We start from the raw sequence: 22336 nt of genomic DNA, 5'->3' as shown, positions 1-22336 counted from the left end.
GACCTCGAAAAAGTCTTTGCAAAATTTAGGCCCCCGGCCCATCGGGCCGGGGGATAACCGCGTGCATGGGAGGCTATTGCACGTGGTTCTGCCAGTTTGCCTGCCAGGCATCGATGAAGCCGGGCAGATCGGCGTCAGGGTTGTGAACCTTGCTCAAGCTCCGGATGGTATCGGGGGACAGGATGCAGCCGTTCAGAAGACTGCTTGCATAGGTGTCCACATTCTCGGCCGTGACAGGAATGAGGCCGACGCGGGGCTGCGTGTTCTCGATCGGGTGACCATGCAGATAGTCGTAAAGTTGGATCAGGCCGAAGCCGCCAACCATCCAGTGCCCGCCAATCGAAAAGTCGAGCTTGCCTTCCTCGATGAACTGGGCAACCTGCTCATCGATATCTGTGGTGATGATCGCGATGTCGTCTCTCTCGGCCTGGTCCGTCGCAAACTGGCTGCCGAGCCCTGCAACAGCGCCGAGCACGATGATTGCGTCAATCTCACCCGGTGCAAAACGGGCGATATACTGCTCCGCGTACTTTTGACCGTTCTCCCGGTTGAGGCGGTCCCAGGCTTCAGCAATTACTTCAACGCCTGCCTTGTCGAGCTCGGATTGGACACCGGCCCAGATCTCCTCGGCGGAGGTCACACCTTTCTGGTTCCAGATCATCGCGACTTTCTTGTGGCCGAGATCCGCGGTGGCCTTGCCGATCGCCTGACCCCAGGTGTCGTTGTTCTGAGTGACCTGCGCGATGAAGTCTTCGCCCTCATAGTCAGAATCGTAGTTTGAAACAACGAGCCGTCCGACCGCCACACCAGGAATATCGTTGGCTTCCAGAAGACGGGCGACCTGAATGCCTGCCGGCGATGTCAACGGATTAAAAATCAAACCGTCGGGCCCGCCTGCAATAATAGACTCTGCTTGTGCGACGTGCTGCTCCTCCGAGTTCTGATCATCGAATTCCTTCAATTCAACACCAAGGGCTTCGGCTACGCAGCGTTCGAAGCGATGGCGGTTGATCACCCACGGGTTTGTTTCGGGTTGTCCAAGATCGGCAATTACAAGATCTGTCCGAGCAGCTTCTTGCGCCCAGGCTCCTCCTGCGAGCGGCAATACGGCAGCGGTCGCAAGCAAAGTCCTCAAAATCGTCTTTGTCATTTTCTCCTCCCTGGAGAGTGATGCGCGATGTCCAGTGTGACAGCGGAAGTCCCAGCCTGTCATTTATATGCGTACTGCAATTAATTGTTTGCTGCAATCAATTTTGATTGTGCGGCGCGACAGAGTACAAATACGATCACGTAACGAACTGAATTCTTTCGGAAATTGGAAGATTGTCAGACACAAGAAAAGTCGACATAGGAAGCTTCGACATCCGCCAAAGGTGCTGGGAGTTCCCGCAATCAGTGGACAAAGAGCCGGTTACGCACCCGTTGTGGAACACTCCGCTGACATTGAATGCCAACAGCTGAGGGGTCCGATTGGGCACCATTGAAAGTCCGAAATGAAGACACAATGTCGTCGTTGGCCCACCGCGCAATTGATATCAGCCAATTGCCAACGCTGGTCCGTCTTCCTTCCCTTTCGGTTTCCCTTGCCTCAGCGCTGAGTACGCCGGGGTCTGGTGCATGCGCCGCGGTTGCCGATTTGTCTGCGTCGCCATTCTCGAGGGTGCCGAGACCTGGAGTTGGACTATGAGATGCCCAGTGTTTTTTGACGGCGTCTGATGAAGCAACTGCTAGGGTTTGGGAGCTTTCTCCCGATCAGGAACGGGTTTCGCGCTGTCAACTGCGGCTATCTTGCTCAGCAACAACTTAGCCAGCTTTTCACCGAAAACGTCGTTGAACAGGTCCTGACCATGCGCGGAACCAGGATAGACCATCAGTTCCTTCGGTTCGGATGCCTTTTGGAAACTTGAGTGCGTCCGGGCCCGGAAAAAATCGCCTTCGCTGACGACGAACAGTTTATCGACATCGACAGCATCCGCCATGTTGCCCTCAGCGGTTCCAAGAAGGATCACCAGGTCGGCTTGAGCCTCGCCTTTATCCCAGGCAGCACTTTGTACGGCGGCACCGCCGATACTTGCTCCGATCAGCACGATCCGTCGTTTCCCGAGCTGCCGCAGAAAATCGATGCCAGATCCGACGTCTTCCCCGGACACGGATTCAAGCGCGAGCGCAGTTACACCGGCTTTCTGAAGCCGGTTGGCAAAATCCCTCCAGCTTGCAGCATCATACCCGGATTGATGTGCCAGGACGGCGCCGGTGCCGCCCGATGCCTCATACAAATGCGCTTGCCGCTCGATCACGCCCCTGATCGACAGGGTTATGTTTTCCTGTGCGCACGCAGCCGAAGCCCCGAACATCGTGACCGCCAGGACCATGGCTTTCACAACGTGCTTCATCATCCGACCCGTCCCATTGAAAACCCGCGCGCAAGATGACGGCGCAACAGCCAGACCAGCAGGATACCGGGTATCAGCATCAGAATGCTGGCTGCGGCGGATATTCCGATGTGAACGCCGCCATGCGGTTCGGCCACAAGGCGCATGACGACTCCAATGGGTTTGGCATCCACTGTCGTGAGCGCGTTGGCGATGGTCAACTCGACCCAGGAAAACATGAAACTGAAAAAGGCAGCAACGCCAATGCCGGTGCGAATTTGCGGCAACAGAATTCGCAGGAAAAAACTGCTGCGGGCGTAGCCGTCCACGGCCGCGATCTCATCCACTTCAATCGGGATGGATGACATGAAGCCCTCCAGGATCCAGATGGAAATCGGCACGGTGAAGAGGCAATGCGTCAGAGCCACGGCAAGATGCGTGTCGACCAGATCAACAGCCGAGAACATCTGTACCAATGGCACGATCATGATCGCAGGCGGGATCAACCGCAGGACAAAGGCAAAGAAAAAGGCCTGATCGCGCCCGGCAAACCGATAGCGCGAGAAGGCAAAGGCCGCCGGCAAGGACACCGCAAGGGTCAGTACCAGGTTGATCGCGACATAGATCACCGCGTTGGCATAACCTTGAACCCAGTTCTCATGCGCGAAAATGTACCGGTAGTTTTCCAGGCTGACGGGAGACGGAAAAACGTTTGCGGTTCTGACACTGACAGAGTTGGGCTGCAGGCTGAGAACGGCCAGCCAGAGGAGTGGAACCAACATGAAGACAGTATAGAGTACAACGGATTTGGACCACCGTTTCCGGGTTTCATACACCATTGGACCCTCGCATAAGCCGATAAAGGCCCCAGGAAATCGGGACCACTAGCAGCAGGTAAATGACAGAAAGAGCGCCGGCTTCGCCGAGATTGAATTCCTGCATCGCGGTCTTGATCAGTTCCTGTGAAAAGAAGGTCGACGATACGTGCGGGCCACCCCGGCTGATCATTTGCGGTTCGGTGTTGATCATCAGACTGTCAGCAATGCGCAGAAGCAAAGCGACGGTCAGCACCCTCTTGAGTTTGGGAAGTTCGATGAAACGAAAGACCGCCCATGTGCTGGCACCATCTATCTGAGCGGCTTGAAAGAACGGCCCAGGTATCGAGACATAGCCCGCATAGCACAGGATCACCGTAAACGACGTCCAGTGCCAGACATCCATGATGATGATGGTTGCCCAGACCCAGGTCACCGAATTCAAGTCCGGCACTATTGCAACGACACTTCCCAGTGCACCGAGAATACCGGCTTCGGCGTCCATGGCATGGCGCCAGACGAAGCCGACCACGATCCACGGCGTCAGCAGCGGCAGGGCCAGAATTCCAAGAAAAGCGGCGCCGTGCTTTTGGACATGAAAAAGCTTGCGAGCAATGTAGATGCCAAGCCCGAATTGAATGGAAAGGCTGATAATGGCAAACAACACCGTGCGCCCCAACGCACCCCAAAACGCCGGTGATCGAAACGCCTCTTCATACCACTCAGAACCAACCCAGAAAAACCGGTCTCCCGCGAAACTGTCCTGAACCGAGTAATTCACCATGGTCATGAGCGGCGCAAAGCCGATCACCACGAGAAGTGCCGCAGCCGGTGTTAGAAAAAGCCATGCCGTGCTGTTTGTGCGCATACGCGTCCGCCCCTTGATCTACTAATTACTACATACGTAGTAGTTAGTAGGCAAGTACCAATCCGAAGGAGCGTGCAGGTTTGTTGAGCGCTATTCGTTCAAGATTGGAATTTGTTGCGCTGGCCAAAGCCGCGACGGACCAAGGCTGAATATCGACCTTGAGAGTTGCCAGGAACACGTTTGTCAGCAGTGCAAGCGTGAGAAACACAGGAAGCAGCGACCGGTCAGAGCCTTTCTCGTACGAGCTCAACAGGCAAAGGATACGCCGCTTTAGCGCTGTCTTTTGCAAGTACTTCCCGCCTAGAAACCCGGATCCGGCCGAGACCGGTTCTGAGGTGCCGGAAGACACCCCCGCGACATCCAACAGGGTTTTCACATAGTCCTGAAGGGACACCGGCCGATGTGAAATCACGCGTTGGTCACAGGCAACTTCGCATTGATGCTGATGGAAATTCCGCAATATCCAAAACGCCGGGTTCCATGCATAGAGACAGGCCGACAATGAAAAAATCCAATTCCACCTTACGTCGCGGTGGCGAATATGCGTCACTTCATGAAAGAGGATCGTTCTGCGATCGCTAATGCTAATGCCTTCAGGAACCAGAATGGAGACGGTGCGCATTTCCAGAAACGAACAGGGATGAACTCCGGGCCTGCCTTCACGAAGAACCGTCCGGCCGATCCGGCGTATGACCCGCGAACCGGATTTCAACCGCCTGAGACCCATTAGATCCAGCCCGAGCGCAAACATGCCGGTCGTCGCGGACCCGAACATCAAGGCCGAGAAAAACACATCAGGCCTCTGCGCGTCCTTCAGCCAATACAGCAACGTCCCCCAGAACGTGTCGAATTCGGCAGTAACACCAAGCAGAACGGCATCGGTACCGGAGACATTTTCATAGACAAGAGCCAGCAGCGGTATGGTGCAGGAGAGGGTGAGGATCCCGCGCAGAACCAGAACATCGGTTCGGGCGGAAACCGGTGCGACCGTCGTGGCGAGCAAGCGCAGCATCGCCATGACCAAGACCGACACCAGCAGCGCAAGGTTTGCCTCAATGAAATAGGCAAGCGCGATCATTTCGGCTTCTTCTTGTCGATCAGGTGCCGCAGTTCTTCCAGCTCTTCACTCGAAAACGAATTGCTTTCGATAAACCTTGATGCCAGCGAAGACGGCCGACCGTCGAAAAACTGCCTCACCATATCGCCCAGTCTCAACAGCTGGTAATCGGCTCGTTTTTCGGTTGGCTCATACAGGTAGGACCGACCCTCTTTCCGGGCACGAACGGCGCCTTTTTCAACCATCCGGGTCAAATGCGTTGCGACGGTTGTGTAGGCAATCTTCCGTTGTTCCGGATCGCTATCCTGAAGATCCTTTTGCACGGTGGCGACGGTTCCCGAACCCAGCCGCCAAAGCGCCGCCATGACTTCGATCTCGGATTTGGAAAGAGTGCTCGTTTTCATTGTCCGGCTTCAGTTGCGTTTTTCGGGCAGCAAATGCTCCGCCAGATTACTTACTATGTTTGTAGTATAAAGATTGAGACAACGCCAGCTTTCCGGAAATTGTCAGGCGATCAGCGGTCCCTATTCTCTTCCAGGCTAACGGAAACGTTCAGCTTGTTTCCATCCAGGTCGCGCACATAGGCACCATAGTAATCCGGATGATAGTGGCGTGGGCCCGGTGCTCCTTCATCTGTCCCTCCGCACCGCAGGGCAGCGGCGTGGAACGCATCGACGCCGGCCTTGTCCGGTGCATAGAACATGACCTGCGTGCCGTTTCCATACGTCGCAGGCTGCTCGTTGAACGGAACAACGACAAAAAGCGATATTCTGCCATCCGCACCCGCATAGCCCCTCTCATGTGGCTTGGCAAAGACGCAACGCATACCGATGCTTGCTAGAACCTCATCGTAAAAGGCAGCGCCGGCTTCGATATCATTGGTGCCAACACATACTCCTGACAGCATCTTACTGTTCCTATCTCTTGTGCTGAGAGCACCTTAAGGGGATGCGCCGAACATCAAAAGCGGTCTTATTACACTCCGCCTGGTTTCACCCGCATTGCGCACTCGGCAAACACCCGCGCCCGGCATTCTGCACAGCGGTTATCGGGCACATGCGCAACCGCCGCTGCGATTGCGGCGCCTTTATTGTCAAAAACACGGTTCTCGCCGCAGATCTTTATCAGACCGAAGCGGCGAAGTTTTTTGACGAGCGGTGGATAGTGCACGACAACGAAGACATCGCCCCCTTTGCTGCGACGGCGTTCGACTTCGGTTTCGATCAATTCGACGCCCGGAAGATCGACCTCGCCAACTCCCTGCAGGATCAGGATAAGGTTCACCTGATCGGGATGCTCGCGGGCGAGCCGACGGAATTTTGCATTCAGAGCGTCGACCGAGCCAAAGAACAATGGTCCATCGAGGCGGACAATCAGCGTTGCCGGGCATTCGGGCAGGTGGAACAGTCTGGCGTTGCGGATCTTGCGATGTTCGGCATTCGGATCGGGTGCACCAACGGCAAGTTCCGGGTTGGCACTTCGCCCTAGAAAAACGGCCAGTGAACTGAACGTGCCGATATAGATGGCAAATTCCAGGTTAACGGTGAGGCCGACCAGAAAGGTGATCGCGGCGATGCTCGTTTCTGTGCGGCTGGAGCGGATGATGTGCCAGATTACGCCGTAATCCGGCAGGTAGAAGGCAACATAGAGGATCAGTCCGGCAATGGCCGCGACCGGAACCATGGCGACGAAAGGTCGGAACAGCGCGACCATGGCCACCAGGAAAACCGTTGCGAAAATGGACGAGAACGGTGTCGAGGCACCCGCTTCCAGATTTACGCCGCTACGGGTGAATGAACCAGAAGACGGGTAACAGTGAAACAACCCACCAGCCACGTTGGAAAGACCCTGTCCGAGAACCTCCCGGTTGGCGGAAAAATCCTGCTTCGTACGGTGGGACAGGCTGCGCCCGATAGCGATAGCTTCAAGCAAGCCGATCAGCGCAATGGCAAATGCTGCTTCCATCATCCCGGTCAAATCTGCACCACCAAGCTTGGGCAGACCGAAGGCCGGATAGGCGGAGGGCAGCGTGCCGACGTAAGAGAGGTTTTCCGCCATGTCACCCATCGCCAGTGTTGAAAGGGTTCCAAGGACGATGGCAATCAGAAAACCTGGCCAGCGCGGCAGGTAGATGCGCAGCAGAATGACCGAACAGAGTGTGACACCAGCAGCGATGGCAGCGGCAGGTTCAAGCAGATGTACCCGCCCGGCCACCGCAAGCGCGCGATCCACGATACCGTGAACCTGAACCGGTGGCAGGCCCATGGCCGGGCCGAGCTGGCTGACCCCGATCAAAAGGGCCGCAGCAGCTGTGAACCCCACCATGACGGAATGAGAAACGAACCCGGCAAGACGCCCTGCACGCACCAGAGCAAATCCCAGCTGGATGACACCGACCAGCAGGGCCAGCAGGATGGCGCGCTGAACAAACTCGGGCGAACCTGGTTCGGCAATACCGGCCAAGGCACTGAAGACAACCGCCGAGATGGCCGTGGTCGGCCCGGACACCATCACCATGCAGGAGCCGAACAATCCGGCAACCACCGCTGGAACCATGGCCGTATAGAGACCGTATTCCGGTGGCAGACCGGCGATGGCGGCAAAGGCGACGGCCTGCGGCAATACAATCGCCGCTCCGGTTAATCCGGCAAAGGCGTCCGCTTTCAAAGAGGCTGGAGAGAGCGCAGAGAGCCACTCAAACCCGATCAGGTTTGTCGAAAATCGCATGGTCGCAATCACTGACTTCCTGTCAGCTTTCCCATTTGCCAATCAGAATGCCGGTCTCGTCTTCATCCCGCCGGAGGGCATGAACGCCTTCATCGGTCATCGTCACCCGGTTCTTGCGGTCGGTGAGCCGCTCCAGAAGCTTTGTATGCATCTCCTGCCGGATCTCCTTGTAGTCAGCGTGGCGACCAAGGTCTTCAAACTCGTCCGGATCGTTTTCGAGATCAAAAAGCTGCGGCGGAAAGCCCTTGAAGTGGACATATTTCCATCGCTCCGTGCGCAGCATGTAACCGCGCGCATCGGAAACGCCGACATCGAGTGTCGCCCGGGCCGCATAAAAGGCATAGTCGATCTCGGAAAACACGGCATCGCGCCAGTTCTCCGGCGTTTCCCCAAAAAGGATGGGCTGCAGCGAGCGACCTTCCAGCCTGTGCCCGGCGGATGGTGCTCCGGTGGCATCCAGGAATGTCGGAACAAGGTCGATCGCCTCGACCAGCGCATCGCAGGAACTGCCCCTTGTCGTATCCGCTTCACCCCGCGGGTCGTAGATGATCAGGGGCACGCGCACGGAAACTTCGTGAAACAGTTCTTTTTCCCCCATCCAGTGATCGCCCATGTAATCACCATGATCAGAAGTAAAGACGATCATCGTTTCCCTGTCCCTGCCGGTCTCTTCAAGCCATGCGAACAGGTGGCCAAGATGGTCGTCGATCTGCTTGATCAGGCCCATATAGGCAGGCAGAACCGTTTCGCGCACGCCCTGTCTTGAGAAGGTCTCGCTGACCTCCATCCCCATGAAAGCCTTGAACACCGGGTTCGGATCCTGGCGCTCTTCATCGCTGCGGACTATCGGTGTGAAGGTCTCGGGACCATACATGTCGTGATAGGGGGCTGGAGCCATATAGGGCCAATGCGGCTTGATATAGCTGAGATGGCAAAGCCACGGCACGTCTCCCATCTCTTCAATGAATTCCTGTGCGCGCTTGGTCATATAGGCGGTTTCGGAATGCTCCTCCCTTACGCGCGCGGGCAAGTTCGAGTTTTTCAGGTGCCAGCCTGACAACAGTTCACCGTCCGGACCTTCGGCCGCATTCGCCCAATCGTTCCACGGGTTGTCGCCGTCATAACCCTTTGAGCGCAGCCAGTCGTTATAGGCGAGCTTGCCGCCCTTCTTCACCAGAAGGCCGTTCGGGTGCAGCCCGTCGTCGCGTTCGTAAGCATCAAAACCCGCCTGACCAACCCTGATGCCGATCTCGGTGCTGTCGTTCAGGCCAAGGCGTGCCATGCCCTCCCGATCAGGAACCATGTGAGTCTTGCCGACGACCGCCGTGCGGATACCCAGCGGGCCCAGATAATCGCCCAGGGTCAGCTCACCGATCGGCAAAGGCACCCGGTTCCAGGTTGCGCCGTGACTGAACACGGTCCGACCGGTGTAGCATGAGGCCCTGGAGGGACCGCACACCGGAGACTGAACATAGGCCCGGTCGAACCGCACGCCCTTGCCGGCCAACCGGTCGATATTCGGCCAGGACGAGAATCAGCCCTGTGACAAGCGCGACGATATAGGGCGCGACACCGCGGAAGATCTTGCCAAGCGGAACTTCCGGCAGAACCGATTTCACCACGAAGACATTCATGCCGATGGGCGGGGTGATCAGACCGATTTCTGAAACGAGCACAACCAGAATGCCGAACCAGACCATGTCGACACCGCTGATGGATAGCGCAGGCAGAAAGACCGGCACCAGCAGCACCAGAATGCCGATGGCCTCGAACACCATGCCCATGACGATGGCAATGGCACAGACGAACAGCACCAGTCCCGTGGGCGACAATTGCCATTCATCGACGTAATCGAGCAGATCGTAGGGCATGCCGCTCAGATTGATGAATTGCGAGAAAACAATGGCTCCGAGCAACACCATGAAGATCGTTGCCGTGGTCGTCGTCGCATCCACAAGGCACAGGCGCCATTCGCTCAAGCTGCGCATGTGGCCGCGCGCAATGGCGATCACCGCCGCGCCGAACGACCCGATGCCGGCCGCCTCGGTTGCCGTGAAGGCGCCGGTATAGATGCCGCCCAGCACCAACACGAAAAGGCCGAGCACCGGCATGGTGCCGCGAATGGCCTCCTTCCGGCGCTCCGGATCGAGTGGCGGAGCCGAGGGGGCAGCTTTCGGGTCGATACGTACAACAACCCCGACGACCATCAGAAAAAGCGTCACCAGCAGCAGGCCGGGCAGAACACCGGCGATGAACAGCAACCCGATGTCCTGCTCGGCGATGATGCCGTAGATCACAAGCGGAACCGAGGGCGGGATCATGATCCCCAATGTCCCGCCAGCCGCGATGGTTCCGGTTGCCAGGCGATTGGAGTATTTGTAGTTGCGCATCGGCGGCATGGCGACTTTCGCCATGGTTGCCGCGGTTGCCAGGGTTGAACCGCAGACGGCTGAAAAACCGCCTGCGGCGAGCACGGTCGCCAGTGCCAGTCCACCACGGAATTTGCCTAACGCCGAATAGGCCGCATCATAAAGATCCTGGCTGATGCGGGCATGGACAATCAGCACTCCCATAAGGATGAACAGCGGAATGACGCTAAGATTGTAATTCATGCTGTCGTGGAATACCTGCTGGCCGACCATGGCCAGGGAAGCTCCCCAACCTCGCTGCATCGCAAAGCCGACAAAGCCCACGACCAGTGTCGCGAACCCTACGCGAAACCCCATGAAACACAGTGCCAAAAGCGCGGCGAACCCTATCAGCGCGGACGCCATCACACGTCCTCCATATGGGGTTCTTCTTTGTCCGCCCTGCCGACGATCAAACCCAGTACCTGGCTGACAACGCTCAGCGCGGCGAGAACAGCCGTCGTGCCGGTAATCCAGACCAGGGGCCATTCCAGCACGATGGTCGTCGACCCGGTGTGCGCCGCTTCGAGCGCCTGCTGGGCGAGGACGTAAACGATCAGACACATTGCGAAGATCGAAAAGCCCTGCACGATGACGTCATAGGCGCGCGGAGCCAGTGTGCGGACCTGCTGGTCAAACAGCTCGACCACGATATGGCGGTCGCGTGCATTGGCAAGGCCGAGCCCCAGAAAGATCGTCAGCGCCAGCATCGTACTGATCATTTCGGACGCTCCGAAGACCGGCGCGCCAAGGATGTAGCGACCGACCACATCAATGAAGGTCAGAAGCATCATTGCCATCAGGACGATGCTGCACAGGATCTCCAGAATCTGGACGATGCGTTTCAGGACACTTGAGGCCATGGCGCACTGTTCCTCCGATCGTCGCCGCTACTCGGCCAGCTGTGCCTTGTAAAACTCCAACGCGCCGGCACCGTCGATGCCTGCCTCGCCAGCAGCTTTCAACCAGCCTTCGGTGACAAAGGACGAAGCTTCGATCAGCGACGTCTCGAAATCCGGATCGGCGGTGATAATCTCGATCCCTGCGTCTCCATAGGCAGCTTCGGCGGCAGCCGCTGCAGCGTTCCAACGCGCCCCGAATGCAGCACCCAGCACATCACCGGAAACGGACATGATCGCCGCCTGATCTTCCGGCGAGATCTCGGCCCATTTGTCCTGGTTGACGAATACGGAAAAGGACGTCGAATACACCGCCTTGCTGAACCTGGTGTTCGACTTGATATACGGCATCAGCTGGAAAGCCCGAAGCGCCTGCGGGTCCAGACCGAGGTTTCCATCGACGATTCCACGCGAAATGATCTCATTGGACTTGACCGCTGGGGTCGACACCACACCTGCGTCCAGTTTCTTGGTAATCGCGGCAAGAGGTCCGGGCAGCGCCCAGATCTTGCGCTTTGCCAGCTCGTCAATCGAATTGATAGGTGTATCGGTCTGGCTGTACAGCTCGCCGGGCGAGATAACGAATTGCGACAGCAGGTGAACCGTGTCGAATTCGTCGGCAAAGAACTCGCGGTTGGTGGCCCAAAGGGCGCGGCTCATCTTCTCTGCATCATTGATCCCGGTAAAGGGCTGCATGGCGACCAAGGGACCTTTGACACGGTTCTGTATGAGACCGTTGAACTGCACGGCCACATCGACCAGCCCTCTTTCGACGGACACCAGTTGCTCGGGTGGCGGGGCGACGGATTTGGGCGGTATGTTGCCGGTCACACGCCCCTCGGTCACGCGCTCGATTTCCGAAATCCAGTTAGGCAGAACTTCACTGCAAACGAAGTGTTTGGCCGGCCAGAAGCAGTTGACCAGCAGCCGTGTTTTCGCCTGCGCCTCAAGCGGAATAGTCGAAAGCGCCACCGTAATGGCAGCGCCAAGGGTCATAGCTTTGATGTTCACCGTATCCTCCCAAGGTGACCAGACGGTTCTCTTCCGTCCTTGACGAAATAATCGCGCCAAATAATATAACAGTCCAATAATCTCTGGATAACCTATTATGCGATTTTGATATGTTAATCGATCCACGTCACCTGGAACAGCTTGCCGTCATCGTCGAAGCCGGTACCCTTCAACAGGCCGCAACCAGCATCGGGACGTCACAACCTGCCTTGAGCCGCATGATCAGCAATCTTGAGGCACGGATCGGCATGCCCCTGTTTGAAAGAAACACCCGGCCGCTGACACCCACATCGATCGGGTTCGAGCTGGCGCATCAAGGTCGCTCGATCCGCACCGCCCGCCTGCGGGCAACGGAAATGCTTGATCTTGGTGCACGCGGTTACTTTGGTGTCCTGAAGCTCGGAGCACCGCCGTTCATGTGCAAAAACCTGATCTCGGAGGTCGTCGCGCGTTTTCTGTCGGCACGTCCCAACATCAGGATCGACCTGATCCCGGACTATCACGCCGGTCTCATGGAGCGCATCTATCTCAATCAGGTGGATGTTGTGATCGGACCCGCTAAATTCGTCGAGCAGGGCAATACCGACCTGATCCTGGAACCCCTGTTCAGCGATACCAATGTGATTGTCGGCAGGAAGGGACATCCACTTATCGATACCCCAACGCCTTCGGCCGACGACTACAAACAAGTGATCTGGGTCGGGCATTCGGACCGCAGTCTCCTGAGGTCCGACATGGAAGATGCCTTGAAGCTGATGGGGATTACAAATCCCGCTATCGCATTTCAGAGCGGCTCTGCCGAAGCGGTTCTGGAACTACTTCGGGAAACAGATTTTCTGACAGTCCTACCGAAATACGCCGTCAAACCCGACGGCTCAGACGGATTGGCGATTGCCAACATCACGCTGTCCAACCAAGACCAGGTTGTCAGCGCGATTACCCTGGCAGAACGTACCGAAACCACCCTGACCACGGACTTCAAGTCCCATTTGAAAGACCAGCTGACGAAACGTTTCGGGCATTGAAATGTGGAAAGTTCGATCAATCAGGTCAATCTGCTCACGAAACAGTTCGGTCAACAGGACTTCGCAAAAACACATTCTCCTCGCCGGATTGTTTGGAGAACAACGCAGTTTTCGAACGCCTCTGAGTGACTGGTCGGATTGGTGCTCAAAACAGCGAAATCCGCAATCTTGCCGGGAGTGATGGAACCGCGTTCATGCTCCTGAAAAACCTGCCAGGCGGCTTCAATCGTATGTGCCTTGAGCGCCGAATGAATCGGGATCCTTTCCTTCTCCCCCAGAAGGCGACCTGAAGCCGTTCGGCGGTTGACAGCGCACTGCATGAGGTGAATTGGCCGGGTTGGTGTAACAGATGCATCGTTGTGGATCGTGAAGTGGACACCATGGCGTTCAGCGGAAGCGGTTGGTGAAATACCTTCCGCGCGTTCCGGCCCTAGAAACGTGTCGTAGTGCCTGTCGCCCCAGTAGTGAATGTGAGCGGTGAAGAAACTGACCGTCACCCCCAGCCGCGCCATACGCTCCAGTTGATCGTCCCGCAAAACCTGACCGTGGATGACCGTATGACGATGGTCACTCCTGGGAAACTCTTCCAAAGCCGCCTCGATCGCGTCCAGAAGATTGTCGGTTCCGGCGTCGCCGTTGCAGTGGCAGTGGATCTGGAACCCCATCCTGTGCAGCTTGCGCACCTGGACAAACAGTTCCTTGCGATCCGTATAGGTCATTCCGTGCGGCGCATCCGGATCGGCCGGTTTGAAGTAAGGCTCGCTGAGATATGCGGTCTGCAGCTGAAAGGCACCGTCGGTGAAAAGTTTGCGCGGCCCGAGCGAGAAATACCGGTTGCCTTGCCACTCCAATGCTTCCGGTCCTGCCGAAAGACCGGGTTCGAGCTCACCTATCGGCAAGAGCATTACATCGATGCCGGGATCTTCTCCGTCCGGAAGACTGTTGAAATGCTCCAGCATTTCGCGCGTCGCCCAGGCATTTTGCGCATAGGTAACACCTTGCGAGAGATATTCGTCGCGGCACGCTCTAAACCCAAGCCAGAACCGTTCGCGGTCGATCAGAAAATCCGTATCCCCCATGTTTCCCATGGCGGATAGACCTTCGATCAATCCCGTCAATTCACCGGATTTCGGATCCCGTCCAAACCTGCCTCCCGCCGGATCGGGCGTCTCGCTGGTGATGCCCAGCATGTCCAGAACACGGGTATTGGCCACACCGTTGTGCCCTGATGCATGAATGACCCATATCGGGTGTTCGGTTGAAACCCGATCCAGTTCTGCCCGCGTTGGCATCCTGTTTTCGGCGATGGCCGTGTTGTCGAAAAGCACACCCATGACCCACTCGCCCTTTGGCGTGACCGCCACCCGGTCGGCGAGCCTTTCAAGCGCGGTGTTCATGTCGATACAGTCCCCCCGCGGTGGCGGGGCCAGATCTACCCTGAACAGCTCGATAAAGCCCGGATCAGGAAAATGCCCGTGAGGATCGATAAAGGCCGGGATCATGGTCCGGCCCTGCAGGTTCACCTCTCCGGCATCCGGTTGAAGCAGTGCACGCATGTCCTCTTCGTCTCCAACGGCCAGGATGCGCTCACCGTCGATGACGACCGCCGATGCCACCGGCCGGTCATCGTCCATCGTCAGGACGGTGCCGTTGAAAAACAGGGATTGGGAACCGCTCATGCATGAATCCGTCATTCATTCTTGCTTCGGGAAGGAGACGCTTCTGCCACAAGTCGGACTTCTCGAACCTCGTGGCAGTTTTTGCCTTTGGGACGACGTCTTATGAAATCGCAACTCCGGCGCAACAGCTCGCTCGTGGCGGACTGCGGAGAGTTGTCTTGTCTCCACCGACCGGCTTGATCGGCTCACCTTCCCTGTCACGACAGTCAAGGGCGCGCCGAACAGCAGCCGTCACGTCATCCACCAGCGCTCCATAATGCGGCGGCCATCGAAACCGCGCGACCAGGAGAGATCACCATGGGCGATCTTCTCTGTCCGGGCATGAACTTCGTTGGCAAACATCGGCACGACGTTGCCACCTTCGTCCCGCAGGATGATCTGCATTTCGCGGTACATGTCGGCGCGCAGATCATCATTCAGTTCTGCTCTCGCCTGCACCAGCAGCTCGTTGAAACGCGCATGGTCCCATTGGGTGTCGTTCCAGGCAGCACCGGGAGCAAACCCGGTTGTGAGCATCGTATCCTCGGTGGAGTAACCGCCCCAATAGCTGGCGCACCAGGGTTTCTTCATCCATACATCCGACCAGTATCCATCATTCGGCTCACGCACGACATTGATGTTGATGCCTGCCGATTTGGCCGAGGACTGGAACAGTACGGCCGCGTCGAGGGCTCCGCTATAGGCCGCGTCCGAAGCGCTCAGATCGATTGTGATGTTGCCCAGCCCTGACTTTTCCATGTGATGTTTTGCACGATCGGGATCGTAGCTGATCTGTTCGATATCCGAAGCGTGGAAACGGTAAGATGGACCAATCGGGTGGTCATTGCCGACAACGCCATGGCCGAACAGGATTTTTTCAACTATTTCCTGCCGGTTGATTGCGTATTTGAGAGCCTTGCGCAGTTCCAGATTGTCGAAAGGTGCGCGCCCGGTCAGCATCGGGAAAGTGTAATGCAACGGACCGGTACCTTCCTCGACAATGATGCCCGGTTTGCGGGCCATCAATGCCAGCGTCTTGAATTCCACCCGGTCGATACTGTCCACTTCACCGGTGATCAGGGCGTTCTGACGGGCGACCGGATCAGTGATGGAATGAACTTCGATCGAATCCGCATGCGCCGCCCCTTCCTTCCAGTAGTTCGGATTGCGTTCGAACTTGTAGGTTCGACCGGGTTGCTCTGATTTCAGGACATACCCTCCGGAGCCTCCGGCCTTCCAGTCGATGCCGCCATCCTTAGCCGGGTAAATTCCGAAGATCGCTTCGTTGAAATTATAGGGGAAATCAGCGTTGCCGGAAGACAGCGTCACGATAATCGTATTGCCGTCCGCTCTGATGTCGGTGACCGAAGCCATCACCGGCTTCCCGATCGACTTTGAATCCTCGCCACGGTGATAGTTCAACGAAGCCACCACGTCTTCGGCGGTCATGGTCTTGCCGTTGTGAAACTCGACCCCGTCTCTCAGTTTGAAAGTCCAGACGGTTGCATCAGGCGATGGGCTCCATTCCGTGGCCAGAGAACCGATGAGTTTTCCCTGTGCGTCCAGCTCGGTCAGCGTGTTGGCGACACCATATGCGACGACCCATTGAAGGCCGTTCGTAAGTGTCGCCGGATCAAGCGAGTCGGACGTAGCGCCGTGCCCCATGGCCAGTCGCATGTGACCGCCTTTTTTCGGAGTTGCAGCCATCGCCCCTCCCGACAAACTTGTCCCGAGGCTCAACGCGGCACCGAGAGCCGCGCTGCGTCCGAGAAACTCTCGCCGCGACATCCGGCCCTTCTCCAATTCGCCCAGAAGCCACTTCGCGTGCTGGTCTCTTGAATTCATGTCTCAATCCTCCCGCGGATCATCCAGTCAGCATCCAATTCGACCGGGAGCTTCCGTCACAAGTTTGAAAATGAAAACTTCGCGAAAGTATGCTTTTGTACGCAACTAGCATCATATTCGCGTCTGAATGCGAAAGGATTGAATGAAATGTCGGACGATTTTTCGAGAAATTTGCGCAGCATATGTGCCGAATATGGCTCGATCGCCCGAATTTGCCGTGAAATCGGTATCAACCGACAGCAGTTCAACCGGTATTTGAGCGGTACAGGTCTGCCGTCGGCCCACAACCTGCGCCGCATCGCCCGGCATTTCAATCTGACGGAAGCCGATCTCTTTTCAGGTCATGAAGAATTCAACCTTCGCTGTCTGATCGGTCAGCCGAGACGAAGCTCCGGCCCGGCGGACCAGATGACCGCTGCGTTCAGGGATCAGGCAACCGCGCTGCGGCCCTATCTCGGCTTCTATCATACCCATTTCTGGACACCGACATGGGAGGGAATGATACTTAAGGGCCTCGTCTGGCTCCGTGAGAAGGACGGCTTTGTCACGACCAGGTCACTGGAGCGGATCAAGTCGCCGGAAGGCAATCTCTCACAAAAATCCCGCTACGAGGGACTGGCCACCCGGCGTGGCAACCGAATTTATGTCGTCGAGCATGAAATGATGCGGGAAGGCAGCATAGTTGAAACCATTCTTACGCCTTCCTACCGGCAAGAGGTCAAATATCTGCGCGGCACGACGATGGGCGTCGCCTGGCAACCCCACATAATGCCTTATGCATCGCGGTCGATCTGGAAACGGGTCGAGGACAGGTTCAGTCCCCGCGAAGCGCTGCAGGCATGCGGTGCGTTTCCCGCGAACAGCAGACACATCGATCCGGCGGTCAGAACGTTTCTGATCGATTCAAAAAAGGCCGGAGACCTCAATACGACAATTCTGACCTGACGCCGTATGCCTGACGTCTTACGCTTCCGTGGTCTTGGAACCGTCAATATAAAACAGTGTTGAGTATAATCTCGACTGGTGTGTCGATCTTGAACTTTGCGCTGCCCCGCGCGAGCAGCCAACCGTCCGCTCGCTCCAGGCGCGCAACGATCTGTTGAGACGGTGAAGACTTCAAGTTGACGGGCAATTCCAGGGAGAACGCTATCTCCCTTGATCCACCGTCGCTCTTGAGTTGCGTCTTGACGACATTCGCTCCATCCATCTCAAGATCTTTAAGAAAAATTTCAATCTGGCCTTTTGGTATCGCCTTTTCACCGTGAAACCTGACAGTGCCGCTTACAAATGGCGTTTGCGCTACGGTCGTCTGTGCAGTCGTGAACATCGCCAGTATTGCGGCGACCAGCAACCTTGTACCGCGAGCGGTCACACGCTTCATTTCTCACCTCTTGTACTTGCAATACCCGTGATGGCTCCGGCGCACAGGATGACCAACGCGGGATGAAAGGGGGCGCCCGGAAGCGCCCCCTATTTGTGCCATTAGATTATGACGAAGTCCTGCGCAGAAAGGTCCAGACCTGATCTTAATTGCGCGAATTCAATCGCGGCAATTTCTCCCGATCCATCAGCGTCATAAGACAAAGTGCCGTCGTCGGTGTCATAGATGATGCGGTCGTCTGCATCATAACTGGCACCGGCTGCATTTGCCTGAAACGATCCAACCGCAAGGAGGCCGACGTTTCCAATTTCCGTAAAGATGCTGTTGTCCAGAAGGATCATGTCGTCGTCGACATCGAAGTCCCGGATCCGATCGACATTGTCGTTTCCGAGTTCCGTCGAGAAGCGGAAGGAGTCCTCTCCGGCACCGCCGGTCAGGATATCTGCTCCAAGCCCGCCATCCAGCATGTCGTTGCCGCGACCGCCGAAGAGCCTGTCGTCACCCGCAACGCCCGGCTGAACCGGTTCGGGCGGAAATTCGACCGACACATTCAGCTTGTAGGTCGAGCCTTCCGGCACTGCCTCGGTCCAGCCACCATCCGGGGCGGTGCTTGTCCAGCTGCCTTCCAGAATATAGTAAGTTCCGGTTTCCTGGACGACGAAGACCGTGCTGGAATCGCGATTGCTTGTCGAGCCCGGATCCCCGCCACCGTCGTCGTTCTGGGTAACGATGTCGCCATTGCTGTCCAGCAGTCTGACCCAACTGTCATGGACGTTGGGATCGGCAATTCCGTCGATATCGATGGTCAGGATCGTCCCTGCAGCCAGGTCAATGCTGTAGTATCCGCCCTTGCCATTGCCGGTGGCGTTGACAGTCGTATGCAGGACAGTTGTGGAATCGAAGATGTCCGGGTCTTCCGTCAGAGAGAAGTTGTTCGAGATGTCGAATGCGGTTGCGATCGAATTGTTCGTCGCATCCGCGCCGAGTGTCGCATATCCCGTCCCCATGCCAGGGCGCGGTATGGCATCGGCCTGATCGGAAAAGTCGCCGAAAAGAGTGTCGTCACCACCACCGCCGCGCAACGTGTCGTCCCCTCCCTGGCCGGTCAGCGTATTGGCGGCACGATCTCCGCGCAGTCGGTCGTCAAACCCTGAACCGGCAAGATTTTCGATCGAGACATAGGTATCGCCTTCAGATCTGCCGCGCGCCAGATTAAGCCTGACACCGCTGGTCGCGTCGGAATAATCCGCCGTGTCACTGCCGGCACCACCGTTCAACAGGTCGGCGCCCTCGCCCCCCGTCAATGTGTCGTCGCCAGAACCGCCGGAGAGTTCGTTCGCCTGGGCATTACCTATGAGATGATCGTCGAAAAACGACCCAACCGCGTTTTCAACGTCAACGATGATGTCATGCCGGATAGCCGTGCCGCGTCCGACAATCTGAACCGGACCATCGGCGTCGCCGCCGCTGGCCGTTCCATTGGCGAGATCGACCGTGACACCGCTGGAGCTTCCCGCATACACAACCGTGTCTATTCCCTCGCCGCCATTCAGATAGTCCTGTCCGGCTCCTCCGATGATCGTGTCGTTGCCGCCGTCGCCATACAGAATGTCGCCATCGTTGCCGCCGTCCAGAATGTCATCGCCGTCGCCGCCATTGAAATAATCACCGCCGCCCCGGCCCCAGAAATGGTTTGCCGCAGACGTGCCGACGAAACGGTCGATACGGTCATCGGAGCCGATCAGGTTTTCGATGCTGTAGAATGTGTCACCGGAAGCCGTGCCGCCACTGGCGACATTCGTTTCCAGATTGACCAGCAGCTGAAACGGGCTTTCCGTGCTGTAGTCGACCGTATCGACACCGGCGCCACCTCTGAAGATATCGGCGCCGTCCTGACCTCTCAGCACATCGTCGCCATCGCCACCATCGAGCAAATCATCGCCAGCGCCACCGATAATGGTGTCATTTCCGGCGCCGCCGTAGAGCGCATCATTGCCATCATCGCTCTCGGTCTGGTCGTCCAGGTCTTCAACCGCGATCGTGTTGTTAATATCCCGGCTTGCCAGAGAATCCCGGCCACCGATGATGAGGTCATCACCCCCAAGTCCAAAAATCGTGTCTCCACCCGCGCCGCCATCTAGCGTATTGTTTCCCTCGTCGCCGAAGATAATGCTGGTCAGAGACCCGCCAATTTCAGGCTCGGGTTCGACGGGCTCATCAGCCGGCTGGGTGACAGTGCCGTCGACATAGATGATGTTCTCGACATTCGCGATTTCGCCGACATCAATATCCCGGGACAGCACGATCACGGTGTCGTTGCCGCCGTCCGCTTCCTCGTGAACGATGTCGTCGAGCGAGTCGACGAAGTAGACATCGTCGCCGCCGTAACCCGCCATCCGGTCGCCACCACCGCGGCCGTCCAGGATGTTGTTCCCGTCATTGCCGATCAGAATGTCGTCAAACCGGCTGCCGATGCCGTTTTCAATGTAGTACTCGGTCTGATCGTCGTTGTGCCCGGCAAAGATCGAGACATTGTTGTTATGGCCGTTGACGCTGGAAAACTGACCGGCGCGCAAATCCAGGATCGTGCCAGCCGTCGACCCGGAAAAATCGATCGTGTCGTCCCCACCGGTATCGTGGATCACGAAGCCGATATCGTGTTGCATTCCCTCGGACGTCAGCTGGTAGCCATATTCAGTGCTGTTGAAGCCGTAGACATTGTCTCCCGTGTTGAGGTCAATCTGCTGATAGGTCCGGTTTCCGTCCTCGTCGACGGTGGAAAAATACCGGCGGATCACGGCTTCAATATCGGCCATGAGCGGTGTTGATGCCGACCAGCGCGTGGTTTCGCCAACATCGATCCCATCGAAATAGGACATGACGCTGTATTGCTGGCGATCATAGGTCCAGGTCGCATTGTTCAGATAGTTGATCTGGACACCACCGGGACCGCTGTAATTGTAAAGGCCTGGATGATTCAGGCCGAACTCATGGCCGAATTCATGAATGAAACTGTCAAATACATAACCACCGATATCGGTCTTGTTGGGTTCCGTGTCATGAAAGCGTTGACCGATGCTGACATATCGGTCGCTTGAAAAGGCGCTGCCGTCGCTTTGTTCACCGAGCTCCGGGCTGACGACTTCCATCCACTGCGTTTCGGCATCATAGGGTTCGTCGTCGACGATCTCGAACTGGAGAGGCGTGACGGCGGACCACATCTGCGATGCGCCAATTGCTGCTGCCTTGTAGTCGGGATGATCATTGAGCTCCTGGACATTGATCACCAGCGGCTGCGCAGCAATCTCGGCCGTCAGGCTCCGGTTCAGCGCTCCCAGATAATCGAGATAGGCTTCATAGTCTTCGCTTTTGCCAAACGGGTTATCCGGGGTCTGGTCGTTGATCCACCATTGGTCGCCGGACTGGATTGAAGTCGACATCTTGAGGTCTCCCTATGTGACAAACGTCGGGGTGATGAACACTGAAGGTTTTGGTGTGGCCAACTCGGATGCGGCGTGCATCTGCCGCCGTGGTCGACGGCACAGGTCTGAAAACCTCCATGTTCAGCAAGGCTCACATTCATACAACTTATAGTAGTTGATACGATGTAATAAGTATCAATGATTGCATTGCGAATATCTCAATGCAAGTGCAATTTTTGGGAGAGGCGAAAAAAAGAACAATCCTGAGTATTGCGGAGATGCGTGACAAAGGCGTGGCATCAATGGGGCATCATGGAGGACATCGATCGCAATCAGTTGGATAGCGCTAAATGAACGGCTCAGCCTGTTGAACGGGTATTCCAGATGCGGCCCTGCCCCCTCGGTTCAGCGACACAAATATGGGAGTCCGACGATAGGGTCTTGTCCTGACGATCGCCGCACCAATGAAAGTTTCTGCCTGGCTTGGAAGGGCGGTAATCGGCATACCAGATCGCAAAAGCGGACAGGTCATCCGGACCAGGAAGTCGTGAATCCTGGCTCATGAACCGCATTGAGCGGTCAGGTCCATCAATCTTGAAGCGTTCGAAATACTGCCGTCTGTCTCACTGCTGACGAGGTCACGGAACCGCGCTTCTCAGCCCCTTCCCGTAGGCGAGGGCTGCGAGCGGTGGTTTGCAGACCCGCGAACCGTGAGAATTCGCCCGCTTGGGCGTTTGATCCAATTTCACCACGCCGGTCCGCCCAGGATCCCGGCGGACCGCAACCATCATTGATCTTGCAATAATTTGCAGCATCGACCTATGTCTCCGGTACCGCCTGGCGTCTTT

17 protein-coding genes and 1 pseudogene are annotated in these 22336 nt (G+C 56.9%); 2 read left to right on the top strand and 16 right to left on the bottom strand.

The features are described from left to right. Window positions 1-73 precede the first annotated feature (73 nt). From K5905_RS00555 to K5905_RS00495, 12 genes and pseudogenes are all read right to left on the bottom strand, one after another. The gene (locus K5905_RS00555; RefSeq protein ID WP_297578909.1) at window positions 74-1150 is read right to left on the bottom strand and encodes a sugar ABC transporter substrate-binding protein; all 1077 of its coding nucleotides are present in this window, start codon (window positions 1148-1150) and stop codon (window positions 74-76) included. 577 nt (window positions 1151-1727) lie between these two features. Then, window positions 1728-2396 carry a hypothetical protein gene (locus tag K5905_RS00550; RefSeq protein ID WP_297578907.1) on the bottom strand — a complete coding sequence of 223 codons (669 nt, stop codon included), beginning with the start codon at window positions 2394-2396 and terminating at the stop codon, window positions 1728-1730. Then, window positions 2393-3211 (bottom strand): carbohydrate ABC transporter permease, encoded by an 819-nt coding sequence (locus tag K5905_RS00545; protein WP_297578905.1) that lies wholly within the window; start codon window positions 3209-3211, stop codon window positions 2393-2395. The genes K5905_RS00550 and K5905_RS00545 overlap by 4 nt, the downstream gene beginning before the upstream one ends. Next, on the bottom strand, window positions 3201-4055 hold the full coding sequence (locus tag K5905_RS00540; protein ID WP_297578902.1) for a carbohydrate ABC transporter permease: 855 nt from the start codon (window positions 4053-4055) through the stop codon (window positions 3201-3203). The genes K5905_RS00545 and K5905_RS00540 overlap by 11 nt, the downstream gene beginning before the upstream one ends. 43 nt (window positions 4056-4098) lie before the next feature. Continuing rightward, window positions 4099-5133, bottom strand: a complete 1035-nt coding sequence (locus K5905_RS00535) for a M56 family metallopeptidase (protein ID WP_297578900.1) — start codon at window positions 5131-5133, stop codon at window positions 4099-4101. Continuing rightward, a complete protein-coding gene (locus tag K5905_RS00530; RefSeq protein ID WP_297578898.1) occupies window positions 5130-5516 on the bottom strand; it encodes a BlaI/MecI/CopY family transcriptional regulator in 387 nt (128 codons plus the stop codon). The genes K5905_RS00535 and K5905_RS00530 overlap by 4 nt, the downstream gene beginning before the upstream one ends. Window positions 5517-5626: 110 nt before the next feature. After that, window positions 5627-6019, bottom strand: coding sequence for a VOC family protein (locus K5905_RS00525; protein ID WP_297578895.1), 393 nt, complete (start codon window positions 6017-6019; stop codon window positions 5627-5629). A gap of 68 nt (window positions 6020-6087) precedes the next feature. Continuing rightward, on the bottom strand, window positions 6088-7839 hold the full coding sequence (locus K5905_RS00520; RefSeq protein WP_297578893.1) for a SulP family inorganic anion transporter: 1752 nt from the start codon (window positions 7837-7839) through the stop codon (window positions 6088-6090). A gap of 22 nt (window positions 7840-7861) precedes the next feature. Next, window positions 7862-9301, bottom strand: a pseudogene (locus tag K5905_RS00510) (sulfatase-like hydrolase/transferase); the annotation flags it as partial. Then, window positions 9207-10613: a TRAP transporter large permease gene (locus tag K5905_RS00505; RefSeq protein ID WP_297578891.1), complete on the bottom strand. Its 1407-nt coding sequence runs from the start codon at window positions 10611-10613 to the stop codon at window positions 9207-9209. The gene K5905_RS00505 and the pseudogene K5905_RS00510, both read right to left, overlap by 95 nt. Further along, window positions 10613-11110 carry a TRAP transporter small permease gene (locus K5905_RS00500; protein ID WP_297578888.1) on the bottom strand — a complete coding sequence of 166 codons (498 nt, stop codon included), beginning with the start codon at window positions 11108-11110 and terminating at the stop codon, window positions 10613-10615. The genes K5905_RS00505 and K5905_RS00500 overlap by 1 nt, the downstream gene beginning before the upstream one ends. Before the next feature lie 27 nt (window positions 11111-11137). Beyond that, window positions 11138-12157 (bottom strand): hypothetical protein, encoded by a 1020-nt coding sequence (locus tag K5905_RS00495; RefSeq protein ID WP_297578885.1) that lies wholly within the window; start codon window positions 12155-12157, stop codon window positions 11138-11140. 110 nt (window positions 12158-12267) lie between these two features. Between K5905_RS00495 and K5905_RS00490 the strand changes: the two genes are divergently transcribed. Continuing rightward, the gene (locus K5905_RS00490; RefSeq protein ID WP_297578883.1) at window positions 12268-13182 is read left to right on the top strand and encodes a LysR family transcriptional regulator; all 915 of its coding nucleotides are present in this window, start codon (window positions 12268-12270) and stop codon (window positions 13180-13182) included. A gap of 50 nt (window positions 13183-13232) precedes the next feature. Here K5905_RS00490 and K5905_RS00485 read toward each other — a convergent pair whose 3' ends face one another. Together K5905_RS00485 and K5905_RS00480 are read right to left on the bottom strand one after the other, a co-directional pair. Beyond that, complete coding sequence (locus tag K5905_RS00485; RefSeq protein ID WP_297578881.1) at window positions 13233-14861, bottom strand: amidohydrolase; 1629 nt, start codon at window positions 14859-14861, stop codon at window positions 13233-13235. Between the two features lie 231 nt (window positions 14862-15092). Then, window positions 15093-16685: an ABC transporter substrate-binding protein gene (locus K5905_RS00480; protein ID WP_297578879.1), complete on the bottom strand. Its 1593-nt coding sequence runs from the start codon at window positions 16683-16685 to the stop codon at window positions 15093-15095. Window positions 16686-16832: 147 nt separating this feature from the next. Between K5905_RS00480 and K5905_RS00475 the strand changes: the two genes are divergently transcribed. Beyond that, on the top strand, window positions 16833-17630 hold the full coding sequence (locus K5905_RS00475; RefSeq protein WP_297578876.1) for a helix-turn-helix transcriptional regulator: 798 nt from the start codon (window positions 16833-16835) through the stop codon (window positions 17628-17630). 43 nt (window positions 17631-17673) lie between these two features. Here the strand turns inward: K5905_RS00475 and K5905_RS00470 are convergent, their stop codons facing one another. Together K5905_RS00470 and K5905_RS00465 are read right to left on the bottom strand one after the other, a co-directional pair. Next, the gene (locus K5905_RS00470; protein WP_297578875.1) at window positions 17674-18066 is read right to left on the bottom strand and encodes a hypothetical protein; all 393 of its coding nucleotides are present in this window, start codon (window positions 18064-18066) and stop codon (window positions 17674-17676) included. A gap of 101 nt (window positions 18067-18167) precedes the next feature. After that, window positions 18168-21506: a M10 family metallopeptidase C-terminal domain-containing protein gene (locus K5905_RS00465; protein ID WP_297578872.1), complete on the bottom strand. Its 3339-nt coding sequence runs from the start codon at window positions 21504-21506 to the stop codon at window positions 18168-18170. Window positions 21507-22336: the final 830 nt, after the last annotated feature.

This window comes from Roseibium sp. (assembly GCF_025698965.1).
In the GTDB taxonomy this organism is placed as follows: Bacteria; Pseudomonadota; Alphaproteobacteria; order Rhizobiales; family Stappiaceae; genus Roseibium.
The sequence above is the reverse complement of the archived record's forward strand: the minus strand, read 5'-3'. Positions and strand labels throughout refer to the sequence as shown.

Excerpts from the sequence above, each read along its gene's own strand:
- K5905_RS00535 (WP_297578900.1), bottom strand. The coding sequence starts at position 5,133 with ATGATCGCGCTTGCCTATTTCATTGAGGCAAACCTTGCGCTGCTGGTG.
- K5905_RS00520 (WP_297578893.1), bottom strand. The coding sequence starts at position 7,839 with ATGCGATTTTCGACAAACCTGATCGGGTTTGAGTGGCTCTCTGCGCTC.
- K5905_RS00550 (WP_297578907.1), bottom strand. The coding sequence starts at position 2,396 with ATGATGAAGCACGTTGTGAAAGCCATGGTCCTGGCGGTCACGATGTTC.
- K5905_RS00500 (WP_297578888.1), bottom strand. The coding sequence starts at position 11,110 with ATGGCCTCAAGTGTCCTGAAACGCATCGTCCAGATTCTGGAGATCCTG.
- K5905_RS00485 (WP_297578881.1), bottom strand. The coding sequence starts at position 14,861 with ATGAGCGGTTCCCAATCCCTGTTTTTCAACGGCACCGTCCTGACGATG.
- K5905_RS00555 (WP_297578909.1), bottom strand. The coding sequence starts at position 1,150 with ATGACAAAGACGATTTTGAGGACTTTGCTTGCGACCGCTGCCGTATTG.
- K5905_RS00525 (WP_297578895.1), bottom strand. The coding sequence starts at position 6,019 with ATGCTGTCAGGAGTATGTGTTGGCACCAATGATATCGAAGCCGGCGCT.
- K5905_RS00505 (WP_297578891.1), bottom strand. The coding sequence starts at position 10,613 with ATGGCGTCCGCGCTGATAGGGTTCGCCGCGCTTTTGGCACTGTGTTTC.
- K5905_RS00490 (WP_297578883.1), top strand. The coding sequence starts at position 12,268 with ATGTTAATCGATCCACGTCACCTGGAACAGCTTGCCGTCATCGTCGAA.
- K5905_RS00540 (WP_297578902.1), bottom strand. The coding sequence starts at position 4,055 with ATGCGCACAAACAGCACGGCATGGCTTTTTCTAACACCGGCTGCGGCA.
- K5905_RS00465 (WP_297578872.1), bottom strand. The coding sequence starts at position 21,506 with ATGTCGACTTCAATCCAGTCCGGCGACCAATGGTGGATCAACGACCAG.
- K5905_RS00530 (WP_297578898.1), bottom strand. The coding sequence starts at position 5,516 with ATGAAAACGAGCACTCTTTCCAAATCCGAGATCGAAGTCATGGCGGCG.
- K5905_RS00470 (WP_297578875.1), bottom strand. The coding sequence starts at position 18,066 with ATGAAGCGTGTGACCGCTCGCGGTACAAGGTTGCTGGTCGCCGCAATA.
- K5905_RS00475 (WP_297578876.1), top strand. The coding sequence starts at position 16,833 with ATGTCGGACGATTTTTCGAGAAATTTGCGCAGCATATGTGCCGAATAT.
- K5905_RS00480 (WP_297578879.1), bottom strand. The coding sequence starts at position 16,685 with ATGAATTCAAGAGACCAGCACGCGAAGTGGCTTCTGGGCGAATTGGAG.
- K5905_RS00545 (WP_297578905.1), bottom strand. The coding sequence starts at position 3,211 with ATGGTGTATGAAACCCGGAAACGGTGGTCCAAATCCGTTGTACTCTAT.